This is a genomic window from Streptomyces sp. NPDC001781 (assembly GCF_053596035.1).
On sequence record NZ_JBSFFI010000030.1, the window covers coordinates 51,400 to 77,013 of the forward strand.

Sequence of the window (25,614 nt, forward strand, 5' to 3'; positions counted from 1 at the left end):
GACTTCCCATTTCATTGGCGCGCACTGTACAAATGAATTGGCAAAAGCCGATACTCGGCACGTCATTGCCGGTCAACACCGGTGGACCGACGTGCCGCACGAAGGGACCGATATCCGTGGCGCAAAAGGTCGTGGTCACGCTCTTCGACGACATCGACGGCTCGGAAGCGGCGGAAACGATCGCCTTCGGACTCGACGGCAAGTCGTACGAGATCGACCTGAACGAAACCAACGCCAAGAAACTGCGCAAGGCGCTCGCGCCCTACGTGGAGGCCGGCCGCAAGCGCGCCCGGTCCGGCAAGGCGTACCGGCAGACCGAGGTCGCCCCCGACCCGTCCGCCATCCGCGCCTGGGCCCAGGCCAACAAGATGGACGTGCCCGCACGCGGCCGCATCCCCAAGAAGGTCTACGAGGCGTTCAGCGAGGCCCGCTGAGCCCGTACGGGCGAACCCCTCAGGGCCTGGACCCGCGGGCCCTGAGACTCGTTCACCCGCCCCCGGCGGGCCCCGACTTGCGCAACCCCCCTGCTGATCGGCTAATGTCTGGCTCACGCCGAGGGGCGAGGCCGAAAGGCCGAATCCCACGGACCGTGCGGGTGTAGTTCAGTAGTAGAACACCCCCCTTCCAGGGGGGAGGCGCAGTGTGCGATTCCTGTCACCCGCTCTGGCACCGGTCATGACCATCCTTTTGGATCAGGTAGGCTGGTGCTCGCACCGATCGGTGGGAGCCGGTCGGGAGCAGTGCGGACGTAGCTCAGTTGGTAGAGCGCAACCTTGCCAAGGTTGAGGTCGCGAGTTCGAGCCTCGTCGTCCGCTCAGCGAAAAGGCCCCGGTCTTCGGACCGGGGCCTTCTTCATGCCGTCGGCAGGCTGACATCTGTCATGCCGGCCGATGACACCGCGCACTGCCGGGGCGCCCGGAACGCCGGGACGCTGAAGTCATGGACTCCAACCCACACGATCCCGTGATCGAGGTCACCGGACTGCGCCGGGTCTACGGCTCCGGATTCGAGGCCGTACGCGGCATCACCTTCTCCGTGGCCCGCGCCGAGATCTTCGCCCTGCTCGGCACCAACGGCGCCGGCAAGACCTCCACCGTCGAACTGCTGGAGGGCCTCGCGGCACCCTCCGGGGGCCGGGTGCGGGTCCTCGGCCACGACCCCCGCACCGAGCGGGCCGCCGTACGGCCGCGCACCGGCGTGATGCTCCAGGAGGGCGGCTTCCCCGCCGACCTCACCGTCACCGAGACCGTCCGGATGTGGGCGGGCTGCACCAGCGGCGCCCGGCCCGAGGGGGAGGCGCTGGAGCGGGTCGGCCTCACCGGGCGCAGCGGCGTACGCGTCAAGCAGTTGTCCGGCGGTGAACGGCGGCGGCTGGACCTGGCGCTCGCCCTGCTCGGTGACCCGGAGGTGCTGTTCCTGGACGAGCCGACGACCGGGCTGGACGCCGAAGGACGCCGGGACACCTGGGAGTTGGTGCGCTCGCTGCGCGACGCCGGGACCACGGTGCTGCTCACCACGCACTACCTGCAGGAGGCGGAGGACCTGGCCGACCGGCTGGCGATCCTGCACGAGGGCCGCATCGCCGCCTCCGGCACCCCTGCCGAGGTGACCGCGGACCGCCCGGCGAGCATCTCCTTCCGGCTGCCCGAGGGGTACTTCCCCGGCGACCTGCCTCCGCTGGCCGAACTCGGCGTGTCCGCATACGAGTTCACCGGGCGGAAGGTCCGGCTCAGCACGTGCGGGCTCCAGCGGTCGGCCACCGGGGTGCTGGCGTGGGCGGAGCGGGCCGGGATCGAACTGCACGGCCTGGACATGCGGTCCGCGTCACTGGAGGAGGCGTTCCTCCAGATCGCCGGAGAGCGTGAGGTGGCCGCATGAGCGCGGAGACCCTGCCGGCCGGAGCGGTGAGCCGACCGCTGCGACGGATGCGGGCGCTGGCCCGTGCCGAACTCACGCTGCTGGGGCGGAACAGGAGCGTGGTGTTCACGGCGCTGCTCGTGCCGCTGACGCTGCCGCTCACCGCACGGCAGGCCCTCGACCGGCCGGAGCTGGAGGGGCTCGGCCTGAGTGCGGGCACGGTCATGCTCCCGGCGGCCGTCGGCTTCACCTTCCTCTTCGCCGTCTACGCCTGCCTGGTCAACGCCTACGTCGCCCGCCGCGAGGAACTCGTCCTCAAGCGGCTGCGCACCGGTGAACTCTCCGACCCCGAGATCCTCACCGGCACCGCCCTGCCCGCCCTGGGCCTCGGTCTCGCCCAGGCGCTGCTGCTCTGCGCGGCCTGCACGGCCCTGCTGCACCTCGGCGCTCCGAAGGCACCGCACCTGGCGCTCCTCGGGCTGCTCGCCGGGCTCGTGACCAGCGCCGCCCTGGCCGCGCTCACCGCGTCCTTCACCCGCAGCGCCGAGAGCGCCCAGGTGACGGCGCTGCCGGTGGTCTTCGTCTCCATGCTCGGTTCCGGCATCATGTTCCCGATCGAGGCCATGCCCGACCGGCTCGCCCGCCTCTGCGAGTTCCTCCCGCTCTCACCGGCGATCCGCCTGGTGCGCGGCGCCTGGACCGGCCATCTGGGCGCGTACGAGGCTCGGGGCGCCGCGGCGGCCGCGCTGGCCTGGGCGGCCGTGGCGGTGTTCGCCGCGAGGCACTGGTTCCGCTGGGAACCGCGCCGCTGACACGGAGGGGGAGCCGGGTGCTGGAGAAGACCGCGAGCCGCGTGGGATCGCGGGGGCTGGGCCGGGTACGCGCGCTGCGCGAGCGGCACTGGCGGGCGCGGAGCAAGGCGGAGCGGGTCGAGCTGACCACGCTCGGCATGTGGCACGTGTCGCCGTGGCTGCTCACGGTGAGCTGGCTGCTGATGCCCCTGGCCGGCGGGGTGCGCCACCGCCCGGTGCCGCTGGCACTCGGCGCGCTGCTCCTCGTGGTGGGCGCCGCGCAGTGTGCGGCGGCCGACCGGCTCACCCGGCCCGCCCTGGACCACTACCTCGGCCGGACCCCGCTGCCCGGCCGCGCGCTGGGCACACCGGTCGCCCTCCTCGGTGCCGCTCTCGCCCTGATCGTGGCGCTGACCGCGCTGGACGGCATCGAGAGCTGGACGGCCCGGCTCGCCGTGGGCGCGGTGCTCATGGCGTTCGGGCAGCCCTACGCGCTGCTGGTGCCGATGGCGGTGTACCTGCGCCGGGCCGGGGCGCTCACCGTGGTGCTGGTCGCAGCGCTCGGGCCGGCCCTGCCGGACGGCGGAGCCGGCGTGCTGGGCGTGGGGCTCACCGTGGTCTTCGTCGTCCTGCTCGCGCTGGCCGCCGGGCGCACCGGCGCGTGGACGCTGTCGGTGCTGTGGGAGGCCGAGCGGGCGCGGGAGGTCCAGGCGCGGCTCGCGGTCGCCGAGGAACGGCTGCGGTTCGGGCGGGACCTGCACGACGTACTCGGCCGGAACCTGTCGGTGATCTCCCTGAAGAGCGAGCTCGCCGTCCAGTTGGCCCGGCGCGGCCGGCCGGAGGCGGTGGAGCAGATGATCGAGGTCCAGCGCATCGCCCAGGAGTCGCAGCGTGAGGTGCGCGAGGTGGTGCGCGGCTACCGGGAGGCCGACCTGACGGCCGAACTGGCGGGCGCCAAGGGCGTACTGGGCGCCGCCGGTATCGAGTGCGCGGTGCGGGCCGAGGACGCGGTGCTGCCGGTACCGGTGCAGTCCGCGCTGGCGTGGGTGGTGCGCGAGGCGGCCACCAATGTGCTGCGGCACGGGGACGCGCGGTACTGCGCGGTGGAACTGGTGGCGGGGAAGGATCACGTGGTGCTGACGGTGGAGAACGACGGCGACGGCGAGGCGGAGGGGGACGGCGGCTCCGGTCTGGCCGGGCTGCGGGAGCGGCTGGCCGCCGTCGGGGGCACGCTGACGGCGGGACCGGTGGGCGGGGACCGGTTCCGGCTCCGGGCGCGGGTGCCGATGGGCGGGGTGTCCGCGTGAGCGGGCCGGTACGGCTGCTGCTCGCCGACGACGAGCACCTGATCCGGGGCGCGCTGGCCGCCCTGCTCTCCCTGGAGGACGACCTGGCCGTCGTGGCGGAGGCGGCGAGCGGACCCGAGGCGCTGGCGATGGCGCGGACGCACACCCCCGACGTGGCGGTGCTGGATCTGCAGATGCCGGGCGCCGACGGTGTGAGGGTCGCCACAGCACTGCGGGCCGAACTGCCCGGCTGCCAGGTGCTGATCGTGACCGGGCACGGGCGGCCGGGCCACCTGAAGCGGGCGCTCGCGGCAGGGGTGCGGGGGTTCGTGCCGAAGACGGTCAGCGCCGGACGGCTCGCCGAGATCATCCGCACCGTGCACGCCGGACACCGCTACGTCGACCCCGAGTTGGCCGCCGACGCGATCTCCGCCGGGGACTCCCCGCTGACCGCGCGGGAGGCCGAGGTGCTGGAACTGGCGGCCGACGGGGCGCCGGTCGCGGAGATCGCCGCGCGGGCCGCGCTGTCACCGGGGACGGTGCGGAACTACCTCTCCTCGGCCGTCACCAAGCTGGGTGCGGAGAACCGGCACACCGCGGTGCGTCTCGCACGCGACCGGGGTTGGGTATAGTTGGCTCCGCGCCACGGCGCACTGCGGACGTAGCTCAGTTGGTAGAGCGCAACCTTGCCAAGGTTGAGGTCGCGAGTTCGAGCCTCGTCGTCCGCTCCACGAAGAAGCCCCCCGGTTCCCACCGGGGGGCTTCTCCCGTCCTGGGCCGTGCCGGCTCAGCTCCAGCGGGTGCCGGTCAGGCGCTCGTACGCCTCGATGTACTTGGCGCGGGTCGCCTCCACCACCTGCTCGGGCAGCGCGGGCGGGGGCTGCTCGCTCCCGCGGTCCCAGCCGGACTCGGGGCCGGTCAGCCAGTCCCGCACGAACTGCTTGTCGTACGACGGCTGGGCGCGCCCCGGCTCCCAGGTCTCGGCCGGCCAGAAGCGGGACGAGTCCGGGGTGAGCACCTCGTCGGCGAGGACGAGGGTGTCGCCGTCGAAGCCGAACTCGAACTTGGTGTCCGCCAGCACGATCCCCCGCTCCCGGGCGATGTCGCGGGCGCGGCCGTACACGGAGAGGGTGAGCCGGCGGAGCTGGGCGGCGGTCTCCGCGCCGACCCGGCGGGCCACCTCCTCGTACGACACGTTCTCGTCGTGCTCGCCGACCTCGGCCTTGGTGGCCGGGGTGAAGATCGGTCCCGGCAGCTCCGAGCCGTCCTGAAGGCCCTCGGGCAGCGCGAGCCCGCAGACCGTGCGCGACTCCTGGTACTCGGCCAGACCCGAGCCGGTCAGGTAGCCGCGCGCCACGCACTCCACCGGGACCATGTCCAGCGACTTGCAGACCAGGGTGCGGCCCGCCCAGTCGGCCGGGGCGCCCTTCGGCAGCACGGTGCCGATGACGTGGCTGGGGGCCAGGTCCCGGAGCCGGTCGAACCACCACAGGGACAACCGGGTGAGCACCCGCCCCTTGTCGGGGATCTCGGTGGGCAGCACCCAGTCGTACGCGGAGATGCGGTCGCTGGCGACCATCACGAGGTCGCCCGCCTCGTCGCGGTACAGGTCGCGCACCTTGCCGGTGTGCAGGTGCACCAGACCCGGAACCTGGATCGGCTCGGGCTTTTCTACGAATCCGGACACGGTTCCTCCCCGTGGTTCTGTCCAACTGCCTCGATTCTCCCGTATGCCGGAGGCGGGTCGGGTGGCAGGGTCAGTCCCGCTTGCAGATGCGGTCCAGCAGGTTGGCGGTGGCGCGCTGGACGCGGGCGTCCACATGGCCGGGCCGGTCCAGCGCCGGTGACCAGGCGAAGGTGCCGGAGGCGAAGACCCAGGCGCCGGAGGGCGCGCGGTACAGGGAGGTCTCCTGGTGGCGCCGGGCGCCCTCACCGTCGGTGTAGGGGGAGTGCGCGAGCAGCACGCGCTCCTCGTGCTCGGGCAGGGCGGTGCGCGGGAAGTACCGGTCGGCCTCGCCCGCGACCAGGCCCTCGATCTCGTCGCCCTCGCGGGCACCGGTGGCGTCCCACAGCCAGTGGCCGGCGTTGCGGACGATCAGCGGGTGCGGCTCGGGCACCCGGCCCGCGTACTGGATGCCGATCACCTGCTGTTCGGGGCGGTCGACCTCCCGCCACAGCACGGGCCTTCCGGGGCCCTTGCGCTTGCGGCAGGTCAGCAGCCGGTCCGGCACCCCGGACGCGGAGGGCGACAACTCCACCTGCCAGTACATGCTGTTGGCCGACAGGAAGACCAGCGAGGTCCCCTGATCGCGGGCCTCCTCCACCTCCCGCCGCATGGACGCCGACCAGTACTCGTCGTGGCCGGGGAAGACCAGGCCCCGGTACCGCGTGGGATCGATCCGGCCGGCGTGCAGATCGCGGGCGTCGGCGTACGCGAGGTCGTAGCCGTAGCGCTCGGCCCAGCGGATGAAGTCGTAGGCGTGGCCCACGTGCAGGGGCAGACCCGCACCGGCGTACGGGCGGTCGAAGGAGACGGTGGTGGCCGCGTCCGCCTCGCCGAGCAGGGAGCCCTTCTCGTCCCAGGCGTGGTAGAGGCTGGCCCCGGTGCGGCCGTCCTCCGGGTACAGGTTGTACGCCTGCCAGGTGATGTCCGGGAGCAGCAGGAGCAGGTCGGCGGGCTCGTCGTCGCGGACCGTGAAGGGCACGTGGGAGCGGTAGCCGTCGGCGGTGGTGAGGACGGCGACGTACGCCCCGACCCGCCACTCGGCGGGCACCTGGAGGCGCCAGGACAGCCACCAGTGGTGGCAGGAGACCGTGCGGTCGGCGGCCAGCGGCGCGGACTGGACGATGCCGGAGAGCCGGGGACTGGTGGTGATCTTGGCGGCGCCGTGACCGGCGTAGTGGCCGATCCGGTAGATGTCGACGCTGAACTCCTGCGGCGGGTCGACCGTGATGTGGAAGTCGATCGCCTCGCCGGGCGCGACCGCGCCGGTGGACGCGAACCCCTTGATCTGACGGCCCACGTCGTCGGCCGAGCGCGGGCCGGGACCGGCCGAACGCGGCGCCGGCACGCGCGCGCCGGGCCGCCCGTACCGGGCCCCGGCCGGGGCCGGCTGGATGGGGTCGACGTACCAGGGCACCACGTGTCCGGTGTCGTCGAAGTAGGTCTCACTGCCGCGCAGCCAGGGCACCGGGCCCAGGCCGAAGGGATCGGTGACGGCGTGCGCGAGCGCTCCCGACTCCCACCGGCGGATGTGTTCCGAGGTCATGGACGCCCCCTCCCTCGTGTCCCCCGTTGCCATGATGGCGTTGTCTGTGGTGCCAGGACCGGAACCCGGTGTCGTCGCCTGCGTCTCGGGTGTGCTCGGTTCGCCGGATCGCTCGGCCGTACGGACGTATGTCGTATGCCCGTGCCATGTGCGTGTCGGTTCCAGCACATCACATAACGCATGGCTCCGGTCACTGTTCGTCGTGAATTGGCCTGAAGTGGAAGAGGCTGCTCCGTTACAGCGGTTGACCACCGGGGCTCCCTGTGCCCGGTGACGACTTCTGTGCCACGTCGCTCAGACCAGCCGGACCGGCTTCTCCGGCCGTATCCCGGACTCGGCCAGCCAGACGCGCAGCGGACCCGGATCTCCCTCCTCGATCAGGGCGAGCACCTTCGGGGCGAGGCCGGCGGCGCGCTCGCCGTCCAGCAGCAGAACGGGGCCGTCCAGCCAGTCCAGGCCGGGGGCGGCTCCGGCGCTGTCGACGGCCGCGCAGCAGATCATCGCGGTGATGTGCGCGGCCAGCAGCTCGCGTCCGGTGCGCGGGGACTGGAGCGGGAACAGCGGAAGGTCGCCGTCCTCCCAGAGCGCGCTGTCCGGGCCCTGCGCCCGCGCCCCCCGCGGTACGGCGCTCTCCTCGCGCTCCTCGCGGGCGAGGGCCGCGCTCAGACCGGCGGCCAGGAGGGCACTGCGCTCGGTGGCCGGGTCCGCGTCACCCGCGCCGTCCGTGTCGTCGGGGGCTGTGGCCGGGGCCGGGACCGCGGGAGCGCCGTCGGCGGTCTCGGCCAGGTGGTCCAGGACGCGGGCCAGGGTGGGGCCGCCGGGGTCGGGGGTGGCCGGGTCCAGGCTGGGGCTGACGCCCAGGGAGTCCAGTACCCGGTGCAGCCGGGCCGCCTCCGCGCGCCAGGTGCGGTCCACGACCTCCTCCGGGTACGCCTGCCAGTCCACCGGCGCCCAGCTCGGGCCCGACTCCGCCGGACCGCCGTGGAAGAGGCGGGCGGTGAGCAGGGACACCGCCTCGTCCACCGCGCCTGGCTCCTCCAGCAGGTCGCACGCGGGGCGCTCGCCCAGCCGGGCGGCGAAGCCGTCGGCCAGCCGGTCGCGCCGGGACAGCTCGGTCAGCGCGGCGGCCACGCCCACGTCCAGCCGGGAGGGCCAGCGGCCCATCCGCCAGGCGGGCAGCGCCACCTTGGTCAGCAGCCGGTCCCAGCCCGCGTACGCCAGGCCGACCTGCTCCTGGGCGGCGATCCGGGGTCCGTAGTCCACCGCCTGGGCGCGCTCGGCGGCGGCCATGGCGACGCCGCGCTCCATCAGCGCGGCATGCTCACGGCAGCACTGCAGCAGCAGCCGGGCCACCCGGCCGAGGGCCGCGTACACCCCGCGGGTCAGCGGGCCGCGGCCCGGCGCGTCGGCGACGGTCACCGCGGCGTCCAGACCGCGCACGAATCGGCGGGCGGCGGCTATGTCGGGCTGCGCGGACGGGCCCGTGCCGGCGACGACCGGGGCGAGCACCGCGCGCAGTTCGGCGACGCGCATCCACCACAGGAACGGCGACCCGATCACCAGCACCGGTGCCGGTACGGCCGGCCGCCGCTCGGGGCGGGCGCCGGGGATGACCGGCTCGTCGTGCGCCCGCGTGATCGGCGGGGCGTGCGCGGGGTGCGTACGGTCCTCCAGCCAGCTGTCGCAGTCAGGGGTGAGCGCTATCGCGGAGGGCGCGGGCACGTCCAGCCGGTCGGCCAGGTCGCGCACCATCCGGTACAGGTCGGGGGCGGAGCGCTCGGACACCGGGACCGTGGGGCTCGCGGCGGGGCGCGCGCGGGCCACGACCAGGGCGATGCCGGCGGCGGCCAGCAGCACCAGCACCGCGAGGACGCCCACCACCCAGCGCGCGGTGTCCCAGCCCCGGCCGGTGAACTGGCCGGTGGCGGCACCGGTCAGCAGGATCACCTCGGCCGCCCCGGGCAGCAGCGCCGCGGCGAGCGCCCGGCTGCGCACCCGCAGCACGGCCAGCGCGCGCGAACGCGCGGCCCTGGCGCCCAGCTCCCCACCGGTTACGGTCATGCGCGACGCTCACCCCCTGCCTGCCGATCGCGTGCTGTCATGGCGGTGCCCACTCCCCCACTGTGGCATCCGTCACTGACATCGCAATGCCGGTGGGCCAAGTGCCGGACCGCTTGCGCCGCACCATAGTTGGGGCCCCGGCCCCCGTCAGCCGGATGGCGCATTGCTCACTCGATGGAATGGCCTTGGTCAGAGCTGGGTGACAGACGGCAAAGGTCAGGCCCCGGATTTCGGGGTCCGGGGCCTGGGGCGGAGCGGGGGCTCCTATGCCACGGTCGTGGCCGTCCCGGCCGCCTTCGCCGCGATGTCCGTGCGGTGGTGCGAACCGTCGAGGCCGATACGGGCCACCGCGCGGTAGGCGCGCTCGCGGGCCTCGGCGAGATCCCCACCGGTGGCCGTGACGGACAGCACGCGGCCGCCCGCGCTGACGGTCCGCCCACCGTCCTGCTTCGTCCCGGCGTGCAGGACGTAGGCGTGCGGGGCGTCCTCGGCGGCGACCTCGGCCAGGCCGGTGATCGGGTCGCCGGTGCGCGGGGTGCCGGGGTAGTTGTGCGAGGCCACGACCACGGTGACGGCCGCGTCCTCGCTCCAGCGCAGCGGCTCCAGGTCGGCGAGGGTGCCGTTCGCGGAGGCGAGCAGGAGGGAGGCGAGCGGGCTCTTCAGGCGGGCCAGCACGACCTGCGTCTCGGGGTCGCCGAAGCGGGCGTTGAACTCGATGACCCGCACACCGCGCGAGGTGATGGCGAGCCCCGCGTACAGCAGGCCGGAGAAGGGTGTTCCGCGCCGGCGCAGCTCGTCCACCGTCGGCTGGAGCACGGTGCGCAGCACGTCGTCCACCAGGGCGGGGTCGGCCCACGGCAGCGGGGAATACGCGCCCATGCCACCGGTGTTGGGCCCCTCGTCGCCGTCGAGCGCGCGCTTGAAGTCCTGCGCGGGCTGGAGCGGGACGACCGTCTCGCCGTCCGTCACCGCGAACAGCGAGACCTCGGGGCCGTCGAGGAACTCCTCGATCACCACCCGCTCGCACCCGGCCGCGTGCGCCTCGGCCTCCTCGATGTCCGAGGTGACGACGACACCCTTGCCCGCGGCCAGTCCGTCGTCCTTGACGACGTACGGCGCGCCGAAGGCGGCCAGCGCCTCGGCGACCTCCTCGGGGGTGGTGCAGACGTACGAGCGCGCGGTGGGCACGCCGGCCGCGGCCATGACGTCCTTGGCGAACGCCTTCGACCCCTCCAGCACGGCGGCCTCGCGGGACGGCCCGAAGACCGGGAAGCCCGCCTCGCGCACGGCATCGGCGACACCCGCGACCAGCGGGGCCTCCGGACCGATCACGACCAGGCCGGCCTCCAGCTCCGTGGCGAGCGCCGCGACGGCCTTGCCGTCCAGGGCGTCCACCTGGTGCTGCCGGGCCACTTCGGCGATGCCCGCGTTCCCTGGCGCGCAGTGCACTTCGGTGACGTCGGGGTCGAGGGACAGAGAGCGGCACAGGGCGTGTTCGCGGGCGCCGCCGCCGATGACGAGGACCTTCACGCGGGTCAGCTTATCGGCTGGGTTGCCGAAGGCTGGGGGGTGGGGAAGTTGGAGGAAGCTACCAGGCGGGGAGGGGGGTGCGGTTCGTGCGCGGCTCGCGGATCGGTGGTGGCTGGTCGCGCAGTTCGCCGCCCCTGGGTCGGCAGGGCGCAGGTCGGCAGGTCGCGCGCGTGAACGGACGGGCGTCCCGACCCACGTTCGCCGCACCTGGGCGGAGGAGGACGTCATGGCGGAGCCATGGCAACCGACGACGCGTCGAGGTGCGGCACCAGCCCCCGCGAGCCCGGCCTGATCCAGACGAAAGCCCCCAGGGGCGCGGGGAACCGCGCGCTCGGCCGCGAGGGCCCGCAGCCGCCCACTCGGGACCTACTGGTCGTGGGAGAACTCGTCCAAGACCGTGGCGCCGAGTTCGCGGACGATCAGGTCGCGACCGGATAGGGCGGATTCGTCCAGGTCGGGGTCGTCGTCGGCAGGAGTGTCGTCCTCGGGGGAGACCGAGGGCGGCTCGGGGGCCGTGGGTCTCGGAGCCGGGGCCGGGGCCTGCTGGGCAGGGGCGCTCTGCTGGGGGGCGGCCGGGCGGGACGGGGCCGGAGTGCCGTAGCCGCCCGCGTTCGCCGCGCCGCCTCCGCCGAAGCTGGGCGCGCCTCCCGCGGGCGGGGGAACCGAGCCGCCGCCCGAGGGGTCGACGACCGACTCGATCTTCCACTGGACGTTGAACTGCTCGGCGAGCGCCTGCCGCAGTACGTCCTCGCTGCCGCTGGCGGAGAAGTTGTCACGGGCACCGGCGCTGGCGAAGCCGAGCTGGAGCGTGGTGCCGTCGAAGCCGGTCACCTGGGCGTTCTGGCTGAGCAGAATCCAGGTGAAGCGGCGACGGTTCTTGACCGCCTCCAGGATGTTCGGCCAGAGCATGCGGGGGTCGAGCCCGCCGGAGGGGGTGGGTCCCGCCGGCGCGGGGGCCGCCGGGGCGGCTGCCGCCGGCTGCTGGGGCCGACTCGGGGCCTGCGGCCGGCTGGGCGGGGTCTGCTGCTGCGGCTGACCCTGGCCCGCGGGGGTGGCGGTGGGCCACGCACCGGAACGGCGGCCCCCACCGGCGGAAGCGGCGGTGGGCCAGGCGCCCGGAGCGGCCTGGGCGGCGGGCGCGGCCTCCGGCGCCGGAGCGGGCGGCGGGGTCGGCGCGGGAGGCTGCGCCGCGGGAGCAGGAGCAGGGGCGGGGGCGGGGGCCGTACCCCCGCCTGGTCCACCGGGGTTCCGTACCGCCGCGCGCGCGGCAGCGGGCCCCCCGCCGGGTGTCACAGGAGCCTCGGCCGGGGCCACCGCGCCGGGGTGCGCCTCGGGCCCGGGCACGTACTGCATGGGCGGGGCGCCCGTACCCGCCGAGAAGTTCACGCCCCGCTCGATACGGTCGAGGCGGGCCATGACGGAACGCTCGTCGCCGTACGCGGCGGGAAGCATCACGCGCGCGCAGATGAGTTCGAGCTGGAGGCGGGGCGAGTTGGCGCCGCGCATCTCGGTGAGGCCCTCGTTGACGAGGTCGGCGGCGCGGCTGAGCTCTGCGGCGCCGAAGATCTCGGCCTGGGCCTGCATGCGCTCGAGCACGTCGGCGGGGGCGTCGATGAGCCCCTTGTCGGCGGCGTCGGGCACGGCGGCGAGGATCACCAGGTCGCGCAGGCGCTCCAGGAGGTCGGCGACGAAGCGACGGGGGTCGTTGCCGCCCTCGATGACGTGGTCCACGACCTCGAAGGCCGCGGCGCCGTCCCCCGTGGCGAAGGCCTCCACCACGGAGTCGAGGAGGGAGCCGTCGGTGTAGCCGAGGAGGGAGGTGGCCATGGGGTACGTCACACCGTCCGCACCGGCGCCGGCGAGGAGCTGGTCCATGACGGACATGGAGTCACGCACGGAGCCCTGGCCCGCGCGCACGACCAGCGGGAGGACGCCCTCCGCGACCGGGATGTCCTCCTTCTGGCACACCTCGCCGAGGTACTCGCGCAGGGTGCCGGGCGGGACGAGCCGGAAGGGGTAGTGGTGCGTACGCGACCGGATGGTCCCGATGACCTTCTCGGGCTCGGTGGTGGCGAAGATGAACTTGAGGTGCTCCGGCGGCTCCTCGACGACCTTCAGCAGCGCGTTGAAGCCGGCCGACGTGACCATGTGGGCCTCGTCGATGATGTAGATCTTGTACCGGCTGCCGGCGGGCCCGAAGAACGCCTTCTCGCGCAGCTCACGGGCGTCGTCCACACCACCGTGGGAGGCGGCGTCGATCTCGATGACGTCGATCGAACCGGGGCCGTTGCGCGCGAGGTCGCGGCAGGACTGGCACTCGCCGCAGGGGGTGGGGGTGGGACCCTGCTCACAGTTGAGGCAACGGGCCAGGATGCGGGCGCTGGTCGTCTTGCCGCAGCCGCGGGGTCCGCTGAACAGGTACGCGTGATTGACCCGGTTGTTCCGCAGCGCCTGCTGCAGCGGGTCGGTTACGTGCTCCTGCCCGATGACCTCGGCAAAGGTCTCCGGGCGATAGCGGCGGTACAAGGCGAGTGACGACACGCATACGAGGTTATAGGCGCCCACGGACATTCGGACCCGGCGCTGCCGCCGCGCAGGTCAGGGCCCTGCGCATCACCTCCGGGCCGTACGCCCACCGGAGTCACCCGCACCGGCCGCGCTCTGGCCGCCCCGGAAACACAAGGGCCCCCCACGCACCCGCCAGAGCCGACCTACCCTTGCTGCCTTCCGGCCCTGGGGGAGTTCAGTCAGATAGCGCCGCGTGAGGGGCTGCGCAAAGAGTACCTGATCCCGGGACGGGGGGACGAGTTCGCGACCACTCCTTCCGGTCATGTAATGTCTCCCTCGGAGGATTCGCCTAGAGGCCTAGGGCGCACGCTTGGAAAGCGTGTTGGGGGCAACCCCTCACGAGTTCGAATCTCGTATCCTCCGCCAGTGCCTCACCGGGCACGATGTCGAAGGGCCCCACCGCTTGCGGTGGGGCCCTTCGACGTGCTTGGTCTCAGTTTTGGTCTCAGTTGGCGCGAGTGCCCGTCGCGGCAGCGCTTCAGCTGGGTTGCTCACATCTGGAAGGCAGCGCGCAGCTCGTCGTCCCGCAGGAGGTCCAGGACGCCCGGCTCCTCGGCCACGAAGACCCGGGGCGCATCCTCAGACACGGCCTTGTGCAGCGCCGCGTAACAGACGTCGGCGAACGGCTGGGTGCGCATGCGGTAGATCTTGCGGCGCATGTTCCTGACATCGCCGACGGCCCGGGCCTGGGCCCAGCCCCGCAGGTCGTCGGCCAGGTTCAGCTAGGCCCGGCCGCGACCAGGACGCCACCCTCGCCCAACTCGCCCACCACCTCGACGAGCCCGTTCACCTTCGGAACAGCGAGTTCGGAAGGAGGATCACCGACCACGTCTGGCACTGCCCCGTTCGTACCGCCCCCGAGGACCGTCATCTCTCCGACGCCGAATGGGCCGATATCGCCCAGCGCATCGTCGAGGCCGCCGGGATCGCCCCGCCCGGAGACGACCTGGCCTGCCGCTGGATCGCCGTACGCCACGCAGAGGACCACATCCACATCCTCGCCACCACCGTCCGCGAAGACGGCCGCCGCCCGGGGCTCCACGACAGCGGCATCCGCGTCGGCGACGCCTGCCGCCAGATCGAGAAGGACTACGGCTTGCGCCAGCTGAAGAAGGGCGACCGCACCGCCGAACGCCGACCCACCCAGGCCGAGATGCACAAGGCCGAACGCCTCGGCTGGGAGCAGACCAGCCGCGCATGGCTCCAGGACCGCATACGCGCCGCCATCCCCCACGCCAGCAGCGCCGAAGAACTCCTCGCCTACCTCCAGGCCGACGGCATCGCGGTCAAACCCCGCCGCGGACCGTCGGGAGACCTCCTCGGGTACGCCGTCGGCCGCCCCGGCGACCTCAACAAGGACGGCGAACAGATCTTCCACTCCGGCGGAAAGATCGCCCCCGACCTCACCCTCCCCAAGCTCAAGGCCCGCCTCGAAACCACCGCACCAGAGGAACACCCCACCGCCCGCCGCAACCGCCCCACCACCCCCTGGCACCAGGCCGCCGACGCCCTCGACACCCTCCACACCGACATGGCCGACGACACCCACGCCCAAGCCCAGATCACCGCACTCGGCGGACTCATCGAAGCCACCGCCCAGAAAGCCCCCACCCACCTCCACGCCGAACTACGAGCAGCATCAAAGGCATTCACCCACGCCCAGCGCTCCCAGATCAGCGCCGAGAACCAGGCCGCCCACACCCTCCGCACAGCGGCCCGCGACATCGCCCACACCGCCACCGGCCCCGACGGCAGCGCCCTGGCCGCACTGCTCTCCGCCCTCGTCTGGGCCACGATCATCGCCGGGCGCTGGCACGAGGCGAAGGGCCACGCCCACCAGGCCGAAGCCGCCCGCCAGACCCTCCACCACCTGAAGACCGCCACCGATAACGCCCTCGCGCCCGTCGTCGACAGCCTCGCCGCCCGTCAGCCGAGCGACCAGGCGCGCCAGCCCCTCGCCCACGACGTCCGTGCCGCCATCCGCGACCACGCCGACCGCATCCTCACCGACACCGCCTGGCCGGCCCTCGCCACCGTCCTCGCCGACGCCGAAGCAGGCGGCCACAAACCCCACCAGCTCCTCAAGGAAGCAGCCGCCCAGCGCGAACTGACCACTGCCCGCACCCCCGCCCGCGTACTCATCACCCGCATCCAGCACACCAGCCGCAACCCCGCCCCCAACCCCCGCGCTGAAGCCGCCCGGCTACTCACCACCACTCGGGCGCATGCGACTGGCCTCGGGGCACACGCGACACAGCTAGCCGCGACTCCTGTAACCGCGAATCCGATCAACCGTCCACGGCTGTAAGGAGGCCGGCCCCGACACCAATCGAGGCCGGTACACGCAAACATCCCCCGCCGGTCGCACATGGGCTCCTCTGGCCATTTCGTCACAGAAACCGCAAGATCGTCGACCAAGACCGTTCTCCTTCACGGCCTCGTGGTACGCCGTTACTACGCTGCCCGTCATGCGCGAAGTCGAATACCGGAGCAGCGGCGTTCCGTTGGAGGAATACGCACTCACCCGCTGGGACCACCGCCGTCAGAAGCAGCGCGCGGAGACCAGCGAGTCGATTCGGCTTCAGGTCGAAGAGGACAACGCCAAATGCCTGGCGGACCCGGCGAGGGCGGAGCGCCGCCGCCAGGCGTTCGCGGAAGCCGCCAAACTGATGCAGTCCTTTAAGCCGGCCGACCACGAGATCATGCGGTGGCGTGTCCGGCTGTACTGCGGCCACATCATCGAGATGGACGCGCACTACACGTACCCCGACCCCATCTCCGCTGGGGCGTACGGCAAGCGATGCCCTGAGTGCGGGCAAGACCGGCAAACGCTCGTGGCCTTCGAACCCATCGGACTGCGTGCCGAGCCACCGGGACCAACGGAGCCCATGCCTCCGCCGCCCCCGAAGAAGCCGACACGAGCCCAGCTCGAACGACGCGTTAAGGCCCTGGAAGAGGAGAACGAACGTCTTCGCAGGAAGCTCACCGGTTGAAAGGGGACCCGTTCGAGAGCAACCGGTCCGTAGCGTTCCCAGGGCAGCGATACGAACATGGCCCCTTGGTCCCCAAGGCCAGTCAGGAGATGAGGACTGCGTCCAGGTACTCCTGCACCGACTCGAACAACCCGTACGGCACGTACTGCGGGATCTCACCATGGGCGACCCAAGCCAGTTCGGCTAGCTCCTCGGTGTCCGCAACGTACGCGGTTCCGCCCAGCACCTCGCAGGCCGTGTACGACATCAGCCGGCCCGTATTCGGGTGAACGCGCTCGCCGAGCAGCTTCACAGCGGCCACGGTCAGCCCAGTCTCCTCCTGGGTCTCCCGCACAGCGGCGTCCTCAAGGGCCTCGCCAGGCTCGACCTCACCGGCCGGGAACTGCCAGGAGAGCTGTCCCTCGCTGACGCGGCGGCGCACCATCAGCACGCGCCCCTCATGGACGACGATGGCTGCGGCGATGGGCCGCTGGCCCCCTTCCCTCATCTGCGTACCTCTTCCTCGATGGCACAAGCGATATGCGGCCACGGAGCACGTAGGGCACCGAAGAGTGACCAGTAGCCGTGCGCCGCGCGAACTATGGCGCTGACACCTAGGCGTACCGCTTCGGGGTCGATCGTGCCTATGACCCGCCGGGCGACACCCCCGGCCCCGCGCGGTGCGGGGTTGATCCCGCTGCCCAAGAGGAGCGTGGCCGTGCGGATGGCGTCCAGTGTGGTGGGCGGTGCCGCGCCGGCGAAGTCTCCGTAGACCAGATCGCGCCAGCGCTGCTGGGTGCGTGCCCAGGCGAGTCGTTCCAGTCCGGTTCCCAGATCTACGGCCATGTGGGTCGGGTCATCGGCATTCCACAGCAGGACGATGTCGCCGAGATCGAGCCCGAGGTGGCGGAAGTGCAGTGTGATGCCCGCGACCTCGCGCCGGCGCCAGGGTGTCAAGGTCCCGTGGATGCGCAGGTGGCGGGCGTGGAAGCCGAGTTGGGAGAGGACGGAGAACCAGCCGTCGAGAATCGCGCCGTACTCGTCGAGCCCTCCGACTGGTTGGACGCGGGAGATGTTGACGAAGGAAGTCAGGAAGCCGTCGCAGAGGTCACCGGAGGTATCGCGTTCACCGGTGAAGCGGACGACGGGCTGGGGAAGGAAGCCCCTTCGGTACGTCTGGGGTCTTCCGTCCTTGAGGAGCGGGTCGAGGGCCTGGATCGCCGAGATGGTCAGCTCCGTGTCGCGCCTCCAGCGGAGCGGGAGACAGTCATCGCGTGCAGCGCCGACGTGGGCGAAGGCGGTCTCCACGCTGTGGAGTAACTCCCTCCACGAGGGTGGCCGGCGCGGCGGGCGGTAGGGGGTGTCTCGCCGCTGGTGTCGGATGGCGACGTGGGGACCGTCGATGGTGAACTCCCACTGAGGGTGGGACAACGCCCCACGGAGTACGGAGGGTATCCGCGAGGCCAGCTCGTCTCCGGTCGTACGAGCTGTGCCGGTCAGCACGACCGCGACGCCATCGCCAGGAAGTGCCGGGCGGGGTCGAAGCGGTGTTGGCCGATCTCCTGGACCTGCCGGTGGTCGAGGGTCTCCGCCTGCTCGATGGCGAGCGCGAGCCGCTGGGCCGCGGTCTCGTCGTCCTCGTCCGGGTCGGCCACGGTGATTGCGCCCGTCTGCTCGCAGAGGGCCGCCTCGGCACAGGTGCCCGTACGCCAGGTGAGCGCAGCCATGGGAGTGCCGGCACGGAGGGACTCGCCGAAGACGGCGGCGCCGGCTTCCACGTACGTCCGTGCGTACGTGTAGACGAAGACAGACGCCTCGGCGATGACGGCGGTCTTGGCGGGGCCGCCTAGCTCGCCGGCCCACTTCACGTGGTTGGCGGTGAGGAGGCGCTCGTGGCGACGGACGTACGTCTCGTCGAAGACGGGGCCGACGATCTGGATACGCCGGCCGAGGATCTGCGCTGCGCGGGCGGCGATGTGTGGCGCCTTGTCCTCGTCGATCCGGCCGAGCCAGACGAGGTCACGTCCGGCGGTCGCCGGCGGTTCCTCCTCATCGAGGCCGAGGTGTACGGCCAGCTCGGGGATCGGCCGGTGGTCCGCGTACCGCTCGACCATCTCGGGCGAGTAGCAGTACAGCCGGGAGTGTCTGCCGTCGAAGGCGGAGGGGGTGTGCTGGAAGGCCGGGGAGTGCTGGAAGGTGGCGACGTCGCAGTCCAGCGCGTTCCAGGTGCGGGTCCAGGCGGGCAGCGAGGGGTACTCGTGCCCGACGATCAGGAGGTCGTACTTGGTGTCGCGGACGTCGCGCTCGGCGAGCGATCCGGGGGTGATGTCCTCCAGGCGGACCGGCTTGCGGACCCAGTCGTTCTCCAGGTCCGTGAGCCAGCCCGGCCCGAGGAGGTGTACGTCGGCGCCTGCGGCCCGGGCGCCTACGGCGACCGCCCACAGCCATCGTTCGATCCCGCCGTAGCCGGCGGGCGGAAAGGCGTAGCTACCAGGGAAATCGCAGACGCCGACGAGCACGCTATGCCTCCGGTGTTCCGTCCGCCTTGATCCGGCGGAAGCCGAGGTACGGGAAGAGGGATTCGGGCAGGACGAGCGAGCCGTCCTCCTGCTGGCACTGTTCGAGGAGCGCGGCCAGCGTGCGTCCGACGGGCAGGCCGGAGCCGTTGAGGGTGGCGACGAGCTTGGGCTTGCCGTCCTCGCCTCGGGTCCGGATGTTGGCGCGGCGGGCCTGGAAAGTGCCGAAGTTGGAGACCGAGGAGATTTCGCGGTACGTGTTCTGGCTCGGGATCCAGACCTCGATGTCGTACGTGAGCTGGGCGGAGAAGCCGGTGTCACCGGCGGGCAGCTTGATGACCCGGTAGGCGAGGCCGAGTTCCTTCAGGCACGCCTCGGCGTGACCGACCATCGTCTCCAGCTCGGCGTCCGCCGTGTCCGGGTCGACGATCTTGACCATCTCGACCTTGGCGAACTGGTGCTGGCGGATCAAACCGCGGGTGTCCCGGCCGTAGGAGCCGGCCTCGGAGCGGAAGCACGGGGTGTGGGCGGTCATGGCCAGCGGCAGCTCTGCCGGCGGGATGATCTCGTCGGCGTAGAGGTTGGTCAGCGGGACCTCAGCCGTCGGGATCAGGAAGAGCTCGCGGTCGGCGACGCCGGTCTTGAACAGGTCCTCCTCGAACTTCGGGAGCTGGCCGGTACCGGTCATCGTCTTGCGGGTGACCAGGTAGGGGACCGCGTACTCGGTGTACCCATGTCGGCGGGTGTGGATGTCGAGGAAGAGCGTGGCCAGCGCCCGCTCCAAGGCGGCGCCCGCACCGCGGGAGACCGCGAAACGCGACCCGGAGAGCTTCGTCGCCCTGCCGAAGTCAAGGATGCCGGTGGCCTCGCCGAGGTCGACGTGGTCCTTCGGCTCGAAGGTGAACGCGGGGGGCGTACCGACGCGCCGTACCTCGATGGCGAACTCCTCGGAGTCGCCGTCCGGGGCGGAGTCGTCCGGCAGGTTCGGGATGCTCAGGAGCAGGTCACGGAGCTGGGCCTCGATCACCTCCTGCCCAGCCTCGATGTCGCGGATCTGGTCCTTCAGCTCGCGGGCGCGCTCCTTCAGCTTGCCGATGTCCCCGCCCTGCTTCGCGGTCTGCTGGACCTCGCTCGCCACCCGCTTGGACTCCGCCCGCAGCTCGTCGGCAGAGCGGATGTTCTGGTTGCGCCGGGACTGAAGGGACTCCAGCTCGGGCAGGTCCAGGGAGTAGCCGCGACGAGCGAGCCGACGAACAGCTTCGGCACCCATTTCGATCAGGGCGCGGGCGTCATGCATGAGGAAGATCCTTTTTATCCAGCGAATGGGATGGGGATACCGAATCGACGGTAGCAACCGCCGCCCCCTCGCTGATCCGGAATATGGCCGTGCCACCGGCGCCGCTGGTCTTTTCGCACATGCCCGAATCAAGATCATCCAGGAGGGTGGTGATCAGAACGGCCAGCTCATCGTCGGGAATGGCGATCGGTTCGACGTACGGGGCCTCGGGAAGGAACAGCGGCATGGGCTCGCCCTCGGCGCGCTCGCGGCACCAGAGGAGGACGGAGACCATCAGGCCATGGCCGACGAGCACCCTGGGACCGGGGTGCTCGCAGGCGGAGAGCACCCCCGTGAGCATGCGCCGGATGCCCTCGCGCTGGGACTCGGACGCGTCGGGCGGACGCTCATCGGCTCCGTGGGCGTCGAGCCAGACGGCGTAGTCGAGGAAAGGGCCGCCCTCGAATTGCCCGTAGTCGAGCTCGTTGAGCCGCGCGTCGATGACGAGCCCGGCGGACGGAACACCCATCAGCAGCGAGGTGGTCTGGCGAGCCCGGGGGAATTCGCTGGTCAGCCAGGTGGCCACGGAGTGCAGTGGGAGCGTGGTCCAGGCGTGACTCAGGGATTGCCGGCCTTCCTCGTCGAGGTGGATGCGCTTCCCCGGGTCACCGTTGACGAGGTAGCGCTTGCTGTAGTTCGTCTGTCCATGGCGAAGGATGTACGTCGTCATCGGTCCCGCCCCGTCCCGAACGTCGCCGTTCCGAATGCCATCAGAGAAGACAGCACCGCCGCGATCTTCGGCCTCGCGGGGTCGTCGATCTCCGTGTAGTAGAGAAGCCCGTCTAGCGCGAGCGCCCTGCACCAAGGCGTGATCTCCGGTACGGGGATGCGGGAGATCCGGGCGGCCGTGGCGAGCCGGTCGGCCATCCCTTGTTCGAGGTCGTAGTAGACGCTCCAGAAGGCCCAGTCGAAGACCGCGTCACCCTCCACAGGGTGGGGATCGATCAGACGAGGGCGCTGCTCCACGTCAAAGATCACGTTCTCCGCGTACAGGTCGGCATGCAGGACCGTCGTCCGGGTGGGGACTTCGCGCAGGCCGGCGAGCTCGTGGCATACCTGCCTCGCGATTCCTCCGTGGGAGCCGAGGTCGAGTACGCGCATCCTTCGGTGGACGCGCGGTAGGACGACCTCGTGAAGGAAGTCATCCAGGCTGGGCACGCCCGGTCCCGGCGTACGCCGGCCGAGCGTGTGAAGCCTGTGGATAGCGGCGGCCACCGCCTGCGTCTCGTGTACGGGACGAACATCGCCCCCGGGCTGGCCGCCGACAAGCTCAAGGGCAGCCACCGACAGGTCATCCCCGGCGTGGACAACGTTCGCGGTCGGGCCGCCAGCCCACACCCGCAAGGCGGCCGTCTCGTGGCGGTAGCGGGTGGGCTCCACCCATGCCTTCAGCACCAAGCGGCTCCGATCAGGGGCCGCGGCGAGCGCGACCGCCGAGGCGTGTCCCGCGTCGTGGTAGCTCCTCAGCGAGAGGTTCCACCGCCTGGCCGCCTCGGCCAGGCGGCCAGGGGCAGTGTCCAGCCACTCCTCGACCGAAGGGCCGTAGTGCGCGAGCAACCGCTCCCGACATCCCGACGGCACATCTCCGAGCGTGCGCCTGGTCATCAGCTCAGCACGATCCCGTCGGAGACCAGCTCGTCCGTGAGGGCGGGGAATCCTTCCAGGGTCTCGGCGACGATGGCCTGGACCTTGTCGGCCTCGAAGTCCGGAGAGGAAAGCCGGATCAGGATGCGCCATGGCTGGTCGAGACGCTTGCCGGTGGTGCTGACAAGGTGGACCTCGGCGTGGCTGTCGGTGGCCTCGTGCAGCCGCTGGGCCAAGCGCTGGGCGGCAATGTTGTAGAGCTTGCCGACGTGGTAGACGGGGTTCTTGCCATTGGCGCCCTCCAGGTTCATCGGCCGCAGAGGCGTGATCAGCCCGTTGATGCGGTTGCCGCGACCGACGACGCCCTCGTCTCCGGACTCGATCGAGCTGCCGGTGTAAGTGAGGTACAGCTCGTCCTTCTCCGGGACGTCGCGGGCGTTGAGTCGGAAGCGGGCCTCGGCGCCGGGAAGCCTGAGCTCGGCGAGCCGGTAGCACTCGGCGAGGACGCTCTCGGCGTTGCGGACGTACTCGGCGCGGCTGCCGACGTGGCGCGACTTCTGCGGCACGCACAGGACGACATCGGCCTGGTCGCCGTCCCAGTAGCCCATCAGCTTGACGTCGGAGCCGCACCAGGCGTTGGAGAGCGTGAACTCGCTCTCGCCGGAGAAGTGGTTCACCAACTCGCGGACGAACGACTCGAAGGCGCTCTCCGGAGCCCACCCGGTCCCGAGCGAGGTGTCGTTCGACAGCCGGACCCGCCGCTCGCGCAGGTCGTCGATGGAACGGGGGTTGAACCAGCGGGTGCGGTCCGGAACCTCGTCGCCGGTGAGGACGGCGCCGGGGCTGGAGTTGCTGGTGATGTTGAACTTGATGTCGAGGTGGTCCGAGACATCGCGAAGCCTCTCGGCGAAGAACGCGCGGACCTCGGCCTCGACGATCTCCTCGACGGGGATCCTCTCGCCCCCGCACATGGGCGCGGCCCGCCCGTTGACCAGGACGCGCACCGGGGCCGTGATCCGGCCGGCTCCGTATCGGACCTCGCTGGCCCCGCCCAGAAGGGCGAGCTTGTCGAAGTTGTGGTGCAGCACGGCGCCGAAGCGCTGAACGGTGTAGTGGCTGTACGCCCGGGACAGCCGCTCGGCAAGGTGATCGGCCAGGGTGTCCGGGTGGCCGAGGCCCTTCCGCTCCACAATGGTCGTCGCGTCGGGCTTGAGCATGCCGGTGTCGATGACGAGGTGGCTGTGGTTGATGGTCGTGCTCGTACGAGGCATCACGAACTCCCGTTCACGGGGGACAGGGCGGAGACGAGCGCTACGGGTCTTGCGGAGATGCCAACTATCCGGGCCCCATAGGTCCTATTCGAGGACCCTGACAGGTCATCAAGAGGACTTTCACAGGGCTTAGTTGGCTTCTCGTGGACGATTTCGCGCCGCGACAGGGACACCGCATGTCACTCTCAGACGAGAGTTCGCCCCGGAGGAGATTCATGTCCCGTCCCGCAGGCAACACCCGACTCAAGTCCGCTCGCCTGGCTGCCGGATACAACTCGCAACAGGCCCTGGCCGACGCCATCACCAAGACAGCACCCAAGCTGGGCATCAGGGGGCTCGCCGTCGGCGTCCGCCAGATCCGGCGCTGGGAGTCCGCCACACCGCCCTGGCCACAGCCTGACATCCACCGAGTCCTGACCCACCTCCTGGGCCAGAGCATGGAGGACTTGGGTTTCACCCCGCCCTGGGGGACCGAGAGCCGCCCTGCCGGCTCGACGGTCCGCAACACCCCGCGCACCCCCCTGACGGGCGCGCGGCTAGCCAGCGTCCCCGCGCAGGCAGGCGTCACCAGGCAGCCGGTCACGGTGGGCAAGGACTTCGAAGCCGTCACCCGTTCCCATCGGCACCTCTACTGGTCCGTGGCGCCGGCCGTACTTCACCCCGCAGTCCTGGAACACGCTCGTCTGGGATGCGCTCTCCTGCCCGAGACGGCGAACCCTGCTCGCCAGACCCTCGCCGGCGCACTCGCCGAGTCCTATCTCCTCGCAGGCCGCATCGAGTTCTTCGATCTACACCAGCCCGAGCAGTCCTCGGAGACCCTCTTGCGTGCCCTGCAGGCGGCAGGGGAAGCGGACGACCCTCTTCTCGGATCGGCCATCCTCGCGCACATGGCCTTTGCCCCCGGCTGGGCCGATGACCGTGAAACGGCGATCGAGCGCATGGTGGCGGCGCGCACCTACGCTCGACGCGCACACGCCTCCGCGGAGCTCTGGGCTTGGCTGGACGCAGTCGAGGCGGAATGTGAGACCCGATGCGGCGACCCTCGTGCGGCGCTCCGCCTGATCCACCACGCCGAGGACGCCCTTGTCTCGGGCTCGGAGCACCCCACTCCCGACTGGCTGGACTGGTTCAGCCGAGTGCGCCTGTCCGCGTTCAAGGGGAACACGCAACTGAAGGCCGGCCACCTGCCGCAAGCCCGCCAGACCCTCCAGGAGGTTCTCGACGACCTGCCACCTGAGTCGGACAAGCAGCGGACGGTCGTGCTCGGCGATCTCGCAGCGGTCGAAGCCGCGGACAGCCACCCGGAGGCGGCATGCCAGTACGCCGTCCAAGCCCTCGACCAGCTCGCCATCACCTGGTACGCGACAGGCATGGAGCGGATCCGTGAAGTCCGACGCACGCTCGCCCCATGGCAGAACGAGCAGTGCGTCCGAGACCTCGACGATCGTCTCTACGACTGGGGTACGACTGTCAGCGCTCTCCAGCGTTGAACTTGGCGATCTTCTCAGGCAGCTCCGCGAGCGAGTCGATGCGCATCGTGGTGATCGCGTCCGCGTCCGGGTCACGCTGCTGAATCGTGCCCCAGGGCCCACGCCGAATCAGAGCTGTCAGAAGCCCGGCCTGCACGGCCGGACGGATGTCATTGTCGAGCCGGTCCCCGACGTACAGGATCTCTCCCGGCTCGGCAGGCGTCGCCTCGATGACGTGCTCGAAGAACTTCACGTCCGGCTTCGACGCTCCCCAGTCGTCACTGGTGGCGATCAGGTCGGACGGAAGGTCCAGCCCGCGGAGCAGGCCACCCGCACGCACGGTCTGGTTCCCGGCGATGCCCACCCACAGGCCGGCCTCTCGCAGCGCGGCCAGCGTGGGGCGCACATCGGAGTAGAGGTCGTCCTCACCGAACCATTCAGGCTTCCCGGCCGCCGCGCGCTTCTCGCGCTCTTCGGTCAGGTCGAACCCCGGCCGGAACTCCTGGAACGTCTCGCGGTAGTCGCGCCCCTGCGCGATGACAGCCCCGAACATCGCCGCGAACGTATGCCGCGGCACCCCCAGCCAGTCCGCCCAGGTCCCGTACTCCCGGGTCTCGTCGACAAGACACTCACCCACGTCGAACACCACCGCACGAATCATGCTCCGCAGGTTAGACGGTGCGGCACGGGCGGTGACCGTCCCGCCGGACTGTGGCCGAACACCTACCCCTGCCCGGATCTGACACGGCGAGGGAACGGTCGTGGGGGGCGACACCCAACGCCGAGGGATCCAGCCACGGGGGAGCACGACGGCGGCCGGATCGCGCCCGTCTTGCGGACGCCGTTCTGCGTGTCCGCTCACAAAATTCTCACCCCTCACTTCTTCCAGCAAAAAGAAGCAGTGGCAAGAAGTCGAGGGAGAAATGACCCTCTCAAATTTCCAATCGGACAGGCAGCACACCCCCCATTGCGTCCACACCCTCCAGATGCCAATCTCTGACACGTCGACCTAAGGGCTGTCCCGTAATCCACGGTGGATCAGCGCGCGGCGTCAGATGCGGTGCATCGCAAGGCGGAGGGTCGTCCGCATACTGGGCGTATGTG

At 71.3% G+C, this 25,614-nt stretch carries 21 protein-coding genes, 4 tRNA genes, 1 other RNA gene and 1 pseudogene; 12 read left to right on the plus strand and 15 right to left on the minus strand.

What is annotated here, in order from left to right:
* Window positions 1-116: 116 nt before the first annotated feature.
* The 8 genes from ACWCV3_RS23985 to ACWCV3_RS24020 all read left to right on the plus strand — a co-directional run bounded on the left by ACWCV3_RS23985 (window position 117) and on the right by ACWCV3_RS24020 (window position 4,665).
* Entirely contained in the window at window positions 117-434 is a 318-nt protein-coding gene (locus ACWCV3_RS23985) for a histone-like nucleoid-structuring protein Lsr2 (protein ID WP_030816899.1), read from the plus strand.
* A 157-nt stretch (window positions 435-591) separates the two neighbouring features.
* A tRNA-Gly gene (locus tag ACWCV3_RS23990) sits at window positions 592-663 on the plus strand.
* A 79-nt stretch (window positions 664-742) separates the two neighbouring features.
* Window positions 743-815 (plus strand) — tRNA-Gly (locus tag ACWCV3_RS23995).
* Window positions 816-939: 124 nt separating this feature from the next.
* Entirely contained in the window at window positions 940-1,878 is a 939-nt protein-coding gene (locus ACWCV3_RS24000) for an ABC transporter ATP-binding protein (RefSeq protein WP_451227713.1), read from the plus strand.
* Window positions 1,875-2,669, plus strand: a complete 795-nt coding sequence (locus tag ACWCV3_RS24005; RefSeq protein WP_451227716.1) for an ABC transporter permease — start codon at window positions 1,875-1,877, stop codon at window positions 2,667-2,669. The genes ACWCV3_RS24000 and ACWCV3_RS24005 overlap by 4 nt, the downstream gene beginning before the upstream one ends.
* 20 nt (window positions 2,670-2,689) lie before the next feature.
* Window positions 2,690-3,955, plus strand: a complete 1,266-nt coding sequence (locus ACWCV3_RS24010; protein ID WP_451227773.1) for a sensor histidine kinase — start codon at window positions 2,690-2,692, stop codon at window positions 3,953-3,955.
* Complete coding sequence (locus ACWCV3_RS24015) at window positions 3,952-4,566, plus strand: response regulator (protein ID WP_451227719.1); 615 nt, start codon at window positions 3,952-3,954, stop codon at window positions 4,564-4,566. Before ACWCV3_RS24010 ends, ACWCV3_RS24015 begins: the two co-directional genes overlap by 4 nt.
* A gap of 23 nt (window positions 4,567-4,589) precedes the next feature.
* Window positions 4,590-4,665: transfer RNA gene (locus ACWCV3_RS24020), tRNA-Gly, on the plus strand.
* A 56-nt stretch (window positions 4,666-4,721) separates the two neighbouring features.
* Here the strand turns inward: ACWCV3_RS24020 and ACWCV3_RS24025 are convergent.
* From ACWCV3_RS24025 to ffs, 6 genes are all read right to left on the minus strand, one after another.
* Window positions 4,722-5,621 (minus strand): phosphoribosylaminoimidazolesuccinocarboxamide synthase, encoded by a 900-nt coding sequence (locus ACWCV3_RS24025; protein WP_451227722.1) that lies wholly within the window; start codon window positions 5,619-5,621, stop codon window positions 4,722-4,724.
* 70 nt (window positions 5,622-5,691) lie between these two features.
* A complete protein-coding gene (locus tag ACWCV3_RS24030; protein WP_451227725.1) occupies window positions 5,692-7,203 on the minus strand; it encodes a N,N-dimethylformamidase beta subunit family domain-containing protein in 1,512 nt (503 codons plus the stop codon).
* 294 nt (window positions 7,204-7,497) lie between these two features.
* Window positions 7,498-9,264 (minus strand): hypothetical protein, encoded by a 1,767-nt coding sequence (locus ACWCV3_RS24035; RefSeq protein WP_451227728.1) that lies wholly within the window; start codon window positions 9,262-9,264, stop codon window positions 7,498-7,500.
* Between the two features lie 264 nt (window positions 9,265-9,528).
* On the minus strand, window positions 9,529-10,794 hold the full coding sequence (purD, locus tag ACWCV3_RS24040; RefSeq protein ID WP_451227730.1) for a phosphoribosylamine--glycine ligase: 1,266 nt from the start codon (window positions 10,792-10,794) through the stop codon (window positions 9,529-9,531).
* A gap of 366 nt (window positions 10,795-11,160) precedes the next feature.
* Window positions 11,161-13,335 (minus strand): DNA polymerase III subunit gamma and tau, encoded by a 2,175-nt coding sequence (locus ACWCV3_RS24045; protein ID WP_451227733.1) that lies wholly within the window; start codon window positions 13,333-13,335, stop codon window positions 11,161-11,163.
* A 137-nt stretch (window positions 13,336-13,472) separates the two neighbouring features.
* An RNA gene (gene ffs, locus ACWCV3_RS24050) (signal recognition particle sRNA small type) lies at window positions 13,473-13,567 on the minus strand.
* A 73-nt stretch (window positions 13,568-13,640) separates the two neighbouring features.
* Between ffs and ACWCV3_RS24055 the strand changes: the two genes are divergently transcribed.
* A tRNA-Ser gene (locus ACWCV3_RS24055) sits at window positions 13,641-13,728 on the plus strand.
* 125 nt (window positions 13,729-13,853) lie between these two features.
* Here the strand turns inward: ACWCV3_RS24055 and ACWCV3_RS24060 are convergent.
* Complete coding sequence (locus ACWCV3_RS24060; protein ID WP_451227736.1) at window positions 13,854-14,021, minus strand: hypothetical protein; 168 nt, start codon at window positions 14,019-14,021, stop codon at window positions 13,854-13,856.
* A 56-nt stretch (window positions 14,022-14,077) separates the two neighbouring features.
* Here ACWCV3_RS24060 and ACWCV3_RS24065 point away from each other — a divergent pair.
* Together ACWCV3_RS24065 and ACWCV3_RS24070 are read left to right on the plus strand one after the other, a co-directional pair.
* Window positions 14,078-15,670 (plus strand): annotated as a pseudogene (locus ACWCV3_RS24065) (relaxase/mobilization nuclease domain-containing protein); the annotation flags it as partial.
* 160 nt (window positions 15,671-15,830) lie between these two features.
* Window positions 15,831-16,355 carry a hypothetical protein gene (locus ACWCV3_RS24070; RefSeq protein WP_451227739.1) on the plus strand — a complete coding sequence of 175 codons (525 nt, stop codon included), beginning with the start codon at window positions 15,831-15,833 and terminating at the stop codon, window positions 16,353-16,355.
* A gap of 82 nt (window positions 16,356-16,437) precedes the next feature.
* Here ACWCV3_RS24070 and ACWCV3_RS24075 read toward each other — a convergent pair whose 3' ends face one another.
* The 7 genes from ACWCV3_RS24075 to ACWCV3_RS24105 form a co-directional block, all read right to left on the minus strand.
* Window positions 16,438-16,842 (minus strand): NUDIX hydrolase, encoded by a 405-nt coding sequence (locus ACWCV3_RS24075; RefSeq protein WP_451227742.1) that lies wholly within the window; start codon window positions 16,840-16,842, stop codon window positions 16,438-16,440.
* Window positions 16,839-17,642 carry a hypothetical protein gene (locus tag ACWCV3_RS24080; RefSeq protein ID WP_451227745.1) on the minus strand — a complete coding sequence of 268 codons (804 nt, stop codon included), beginning with the start codon at window positions 17,640-17,642 and terminating at the stop codon, window positions 16,839-16,841. Before ACWCV3_RS24080 ends, ACWCV3_RS24075 begins: the two co-directional genes overlap by 4 nt.
* Window positions 17,643-17,830: 188 nt before the next feature.
* Window positions 17,831-18,853, minus strand: coding sequence for a glycosyltransferase (locus tag ACWCV3_RS24085; protein ID WP_451227747.1), 1,023 nt, complete (start codon window positions 18,851-18,853; stop codon window positions 17,831-17,833).
* Between the two features lies 1 nt (window position 18,854).
* Window positions 18,855-20,147: a serine--tRNA ligase gene (gene serS / locus ACWCV3_RS24090; protein ID WP_451227750.1), complete on the minus strand. Its 1,293-nt coding sequence runs from the start codon at window positions 20,145-20,147 to the stop codon at window positions 18,855-18,857.
* A complete protein-coding gene (locus tag ACWCV3_RS24095) occupies window positions 20,140-20,856 on the minus strand; it encodes a histidine phosphatase family protein (protein WP_451227753.1) in 717 nt (238 codons plus the stop codon). The genes serS and ACWCV3_RS24095 overlap by 8 nt, the downstream gene beginning before the upstream one ends.
* Window positions 20,853-21,791 carry an aminoglycoside phosphotransferase family protein gene (locus tag ACWCV3_RS24100; RefSeq protein ID WP_451227756.1) on the minus strand — a complete coding sequence of 313 codons (939 nt, stop codon included), beginning with the start codon at window positions 21,789-21,791 and terminating at the stop codon, window positions 20,853-20,855. Before ACWCV3_RS24100 ends, ACWCV3_RS24095 begins: the two co-directional genes overlap by 4 nt.
* A complete protein-coding gene (locus ACWCV3_RS24105) occupies window positions 21,791-23,041 on the minus strand; it encodes a methionine adenosyltransferase (RefSeq protein WP_451227759.1) in 1,251 nt (416 codons plus the stop codon). The genes ACWCV3_RS24100 and ACWCV3_RS24105 overlap by 1 nt, the downstream gene beginning before the upstream one ends.
* 215 nt (window positions 23,042-23,256) lie before the next feature.
* Between ACWCV3_RS24105 and ACWCV3_RS24110 the strand changes: the two genes are divergently transcribed.
* Window positions 23,257-24,531: a transcriptional regulator gene (locus ACWCV3_RS24110; protein WP_451227761.1), complete on the plus strand. Its 1,275-nt coding sequence runs from the start codon at window positions 23,257-23,259 to the stop codon at window positions 24,529-24,531.
* On the opposite strand, the gene ACWCV3_RS24115 is transcribed toward ACWCV3_RS24110, so the two are convergent.
* Complete coding sequence (locus ACWCV3_RS24115; protein ID WP_451227764.1) at window positions 24,512-25,171, minus strand: HAD family hydrolase; 660 nt, start codon at window positions 25,169-25,171, stop codon at window positions 24,512-24,514. The genes ACWCV3_RS24110 and ACWCV3_RS24115 overlap by 20 nt on opposite strands.
* Window positions 25,172-25,614: the final 443 nt, after the last annotated feature.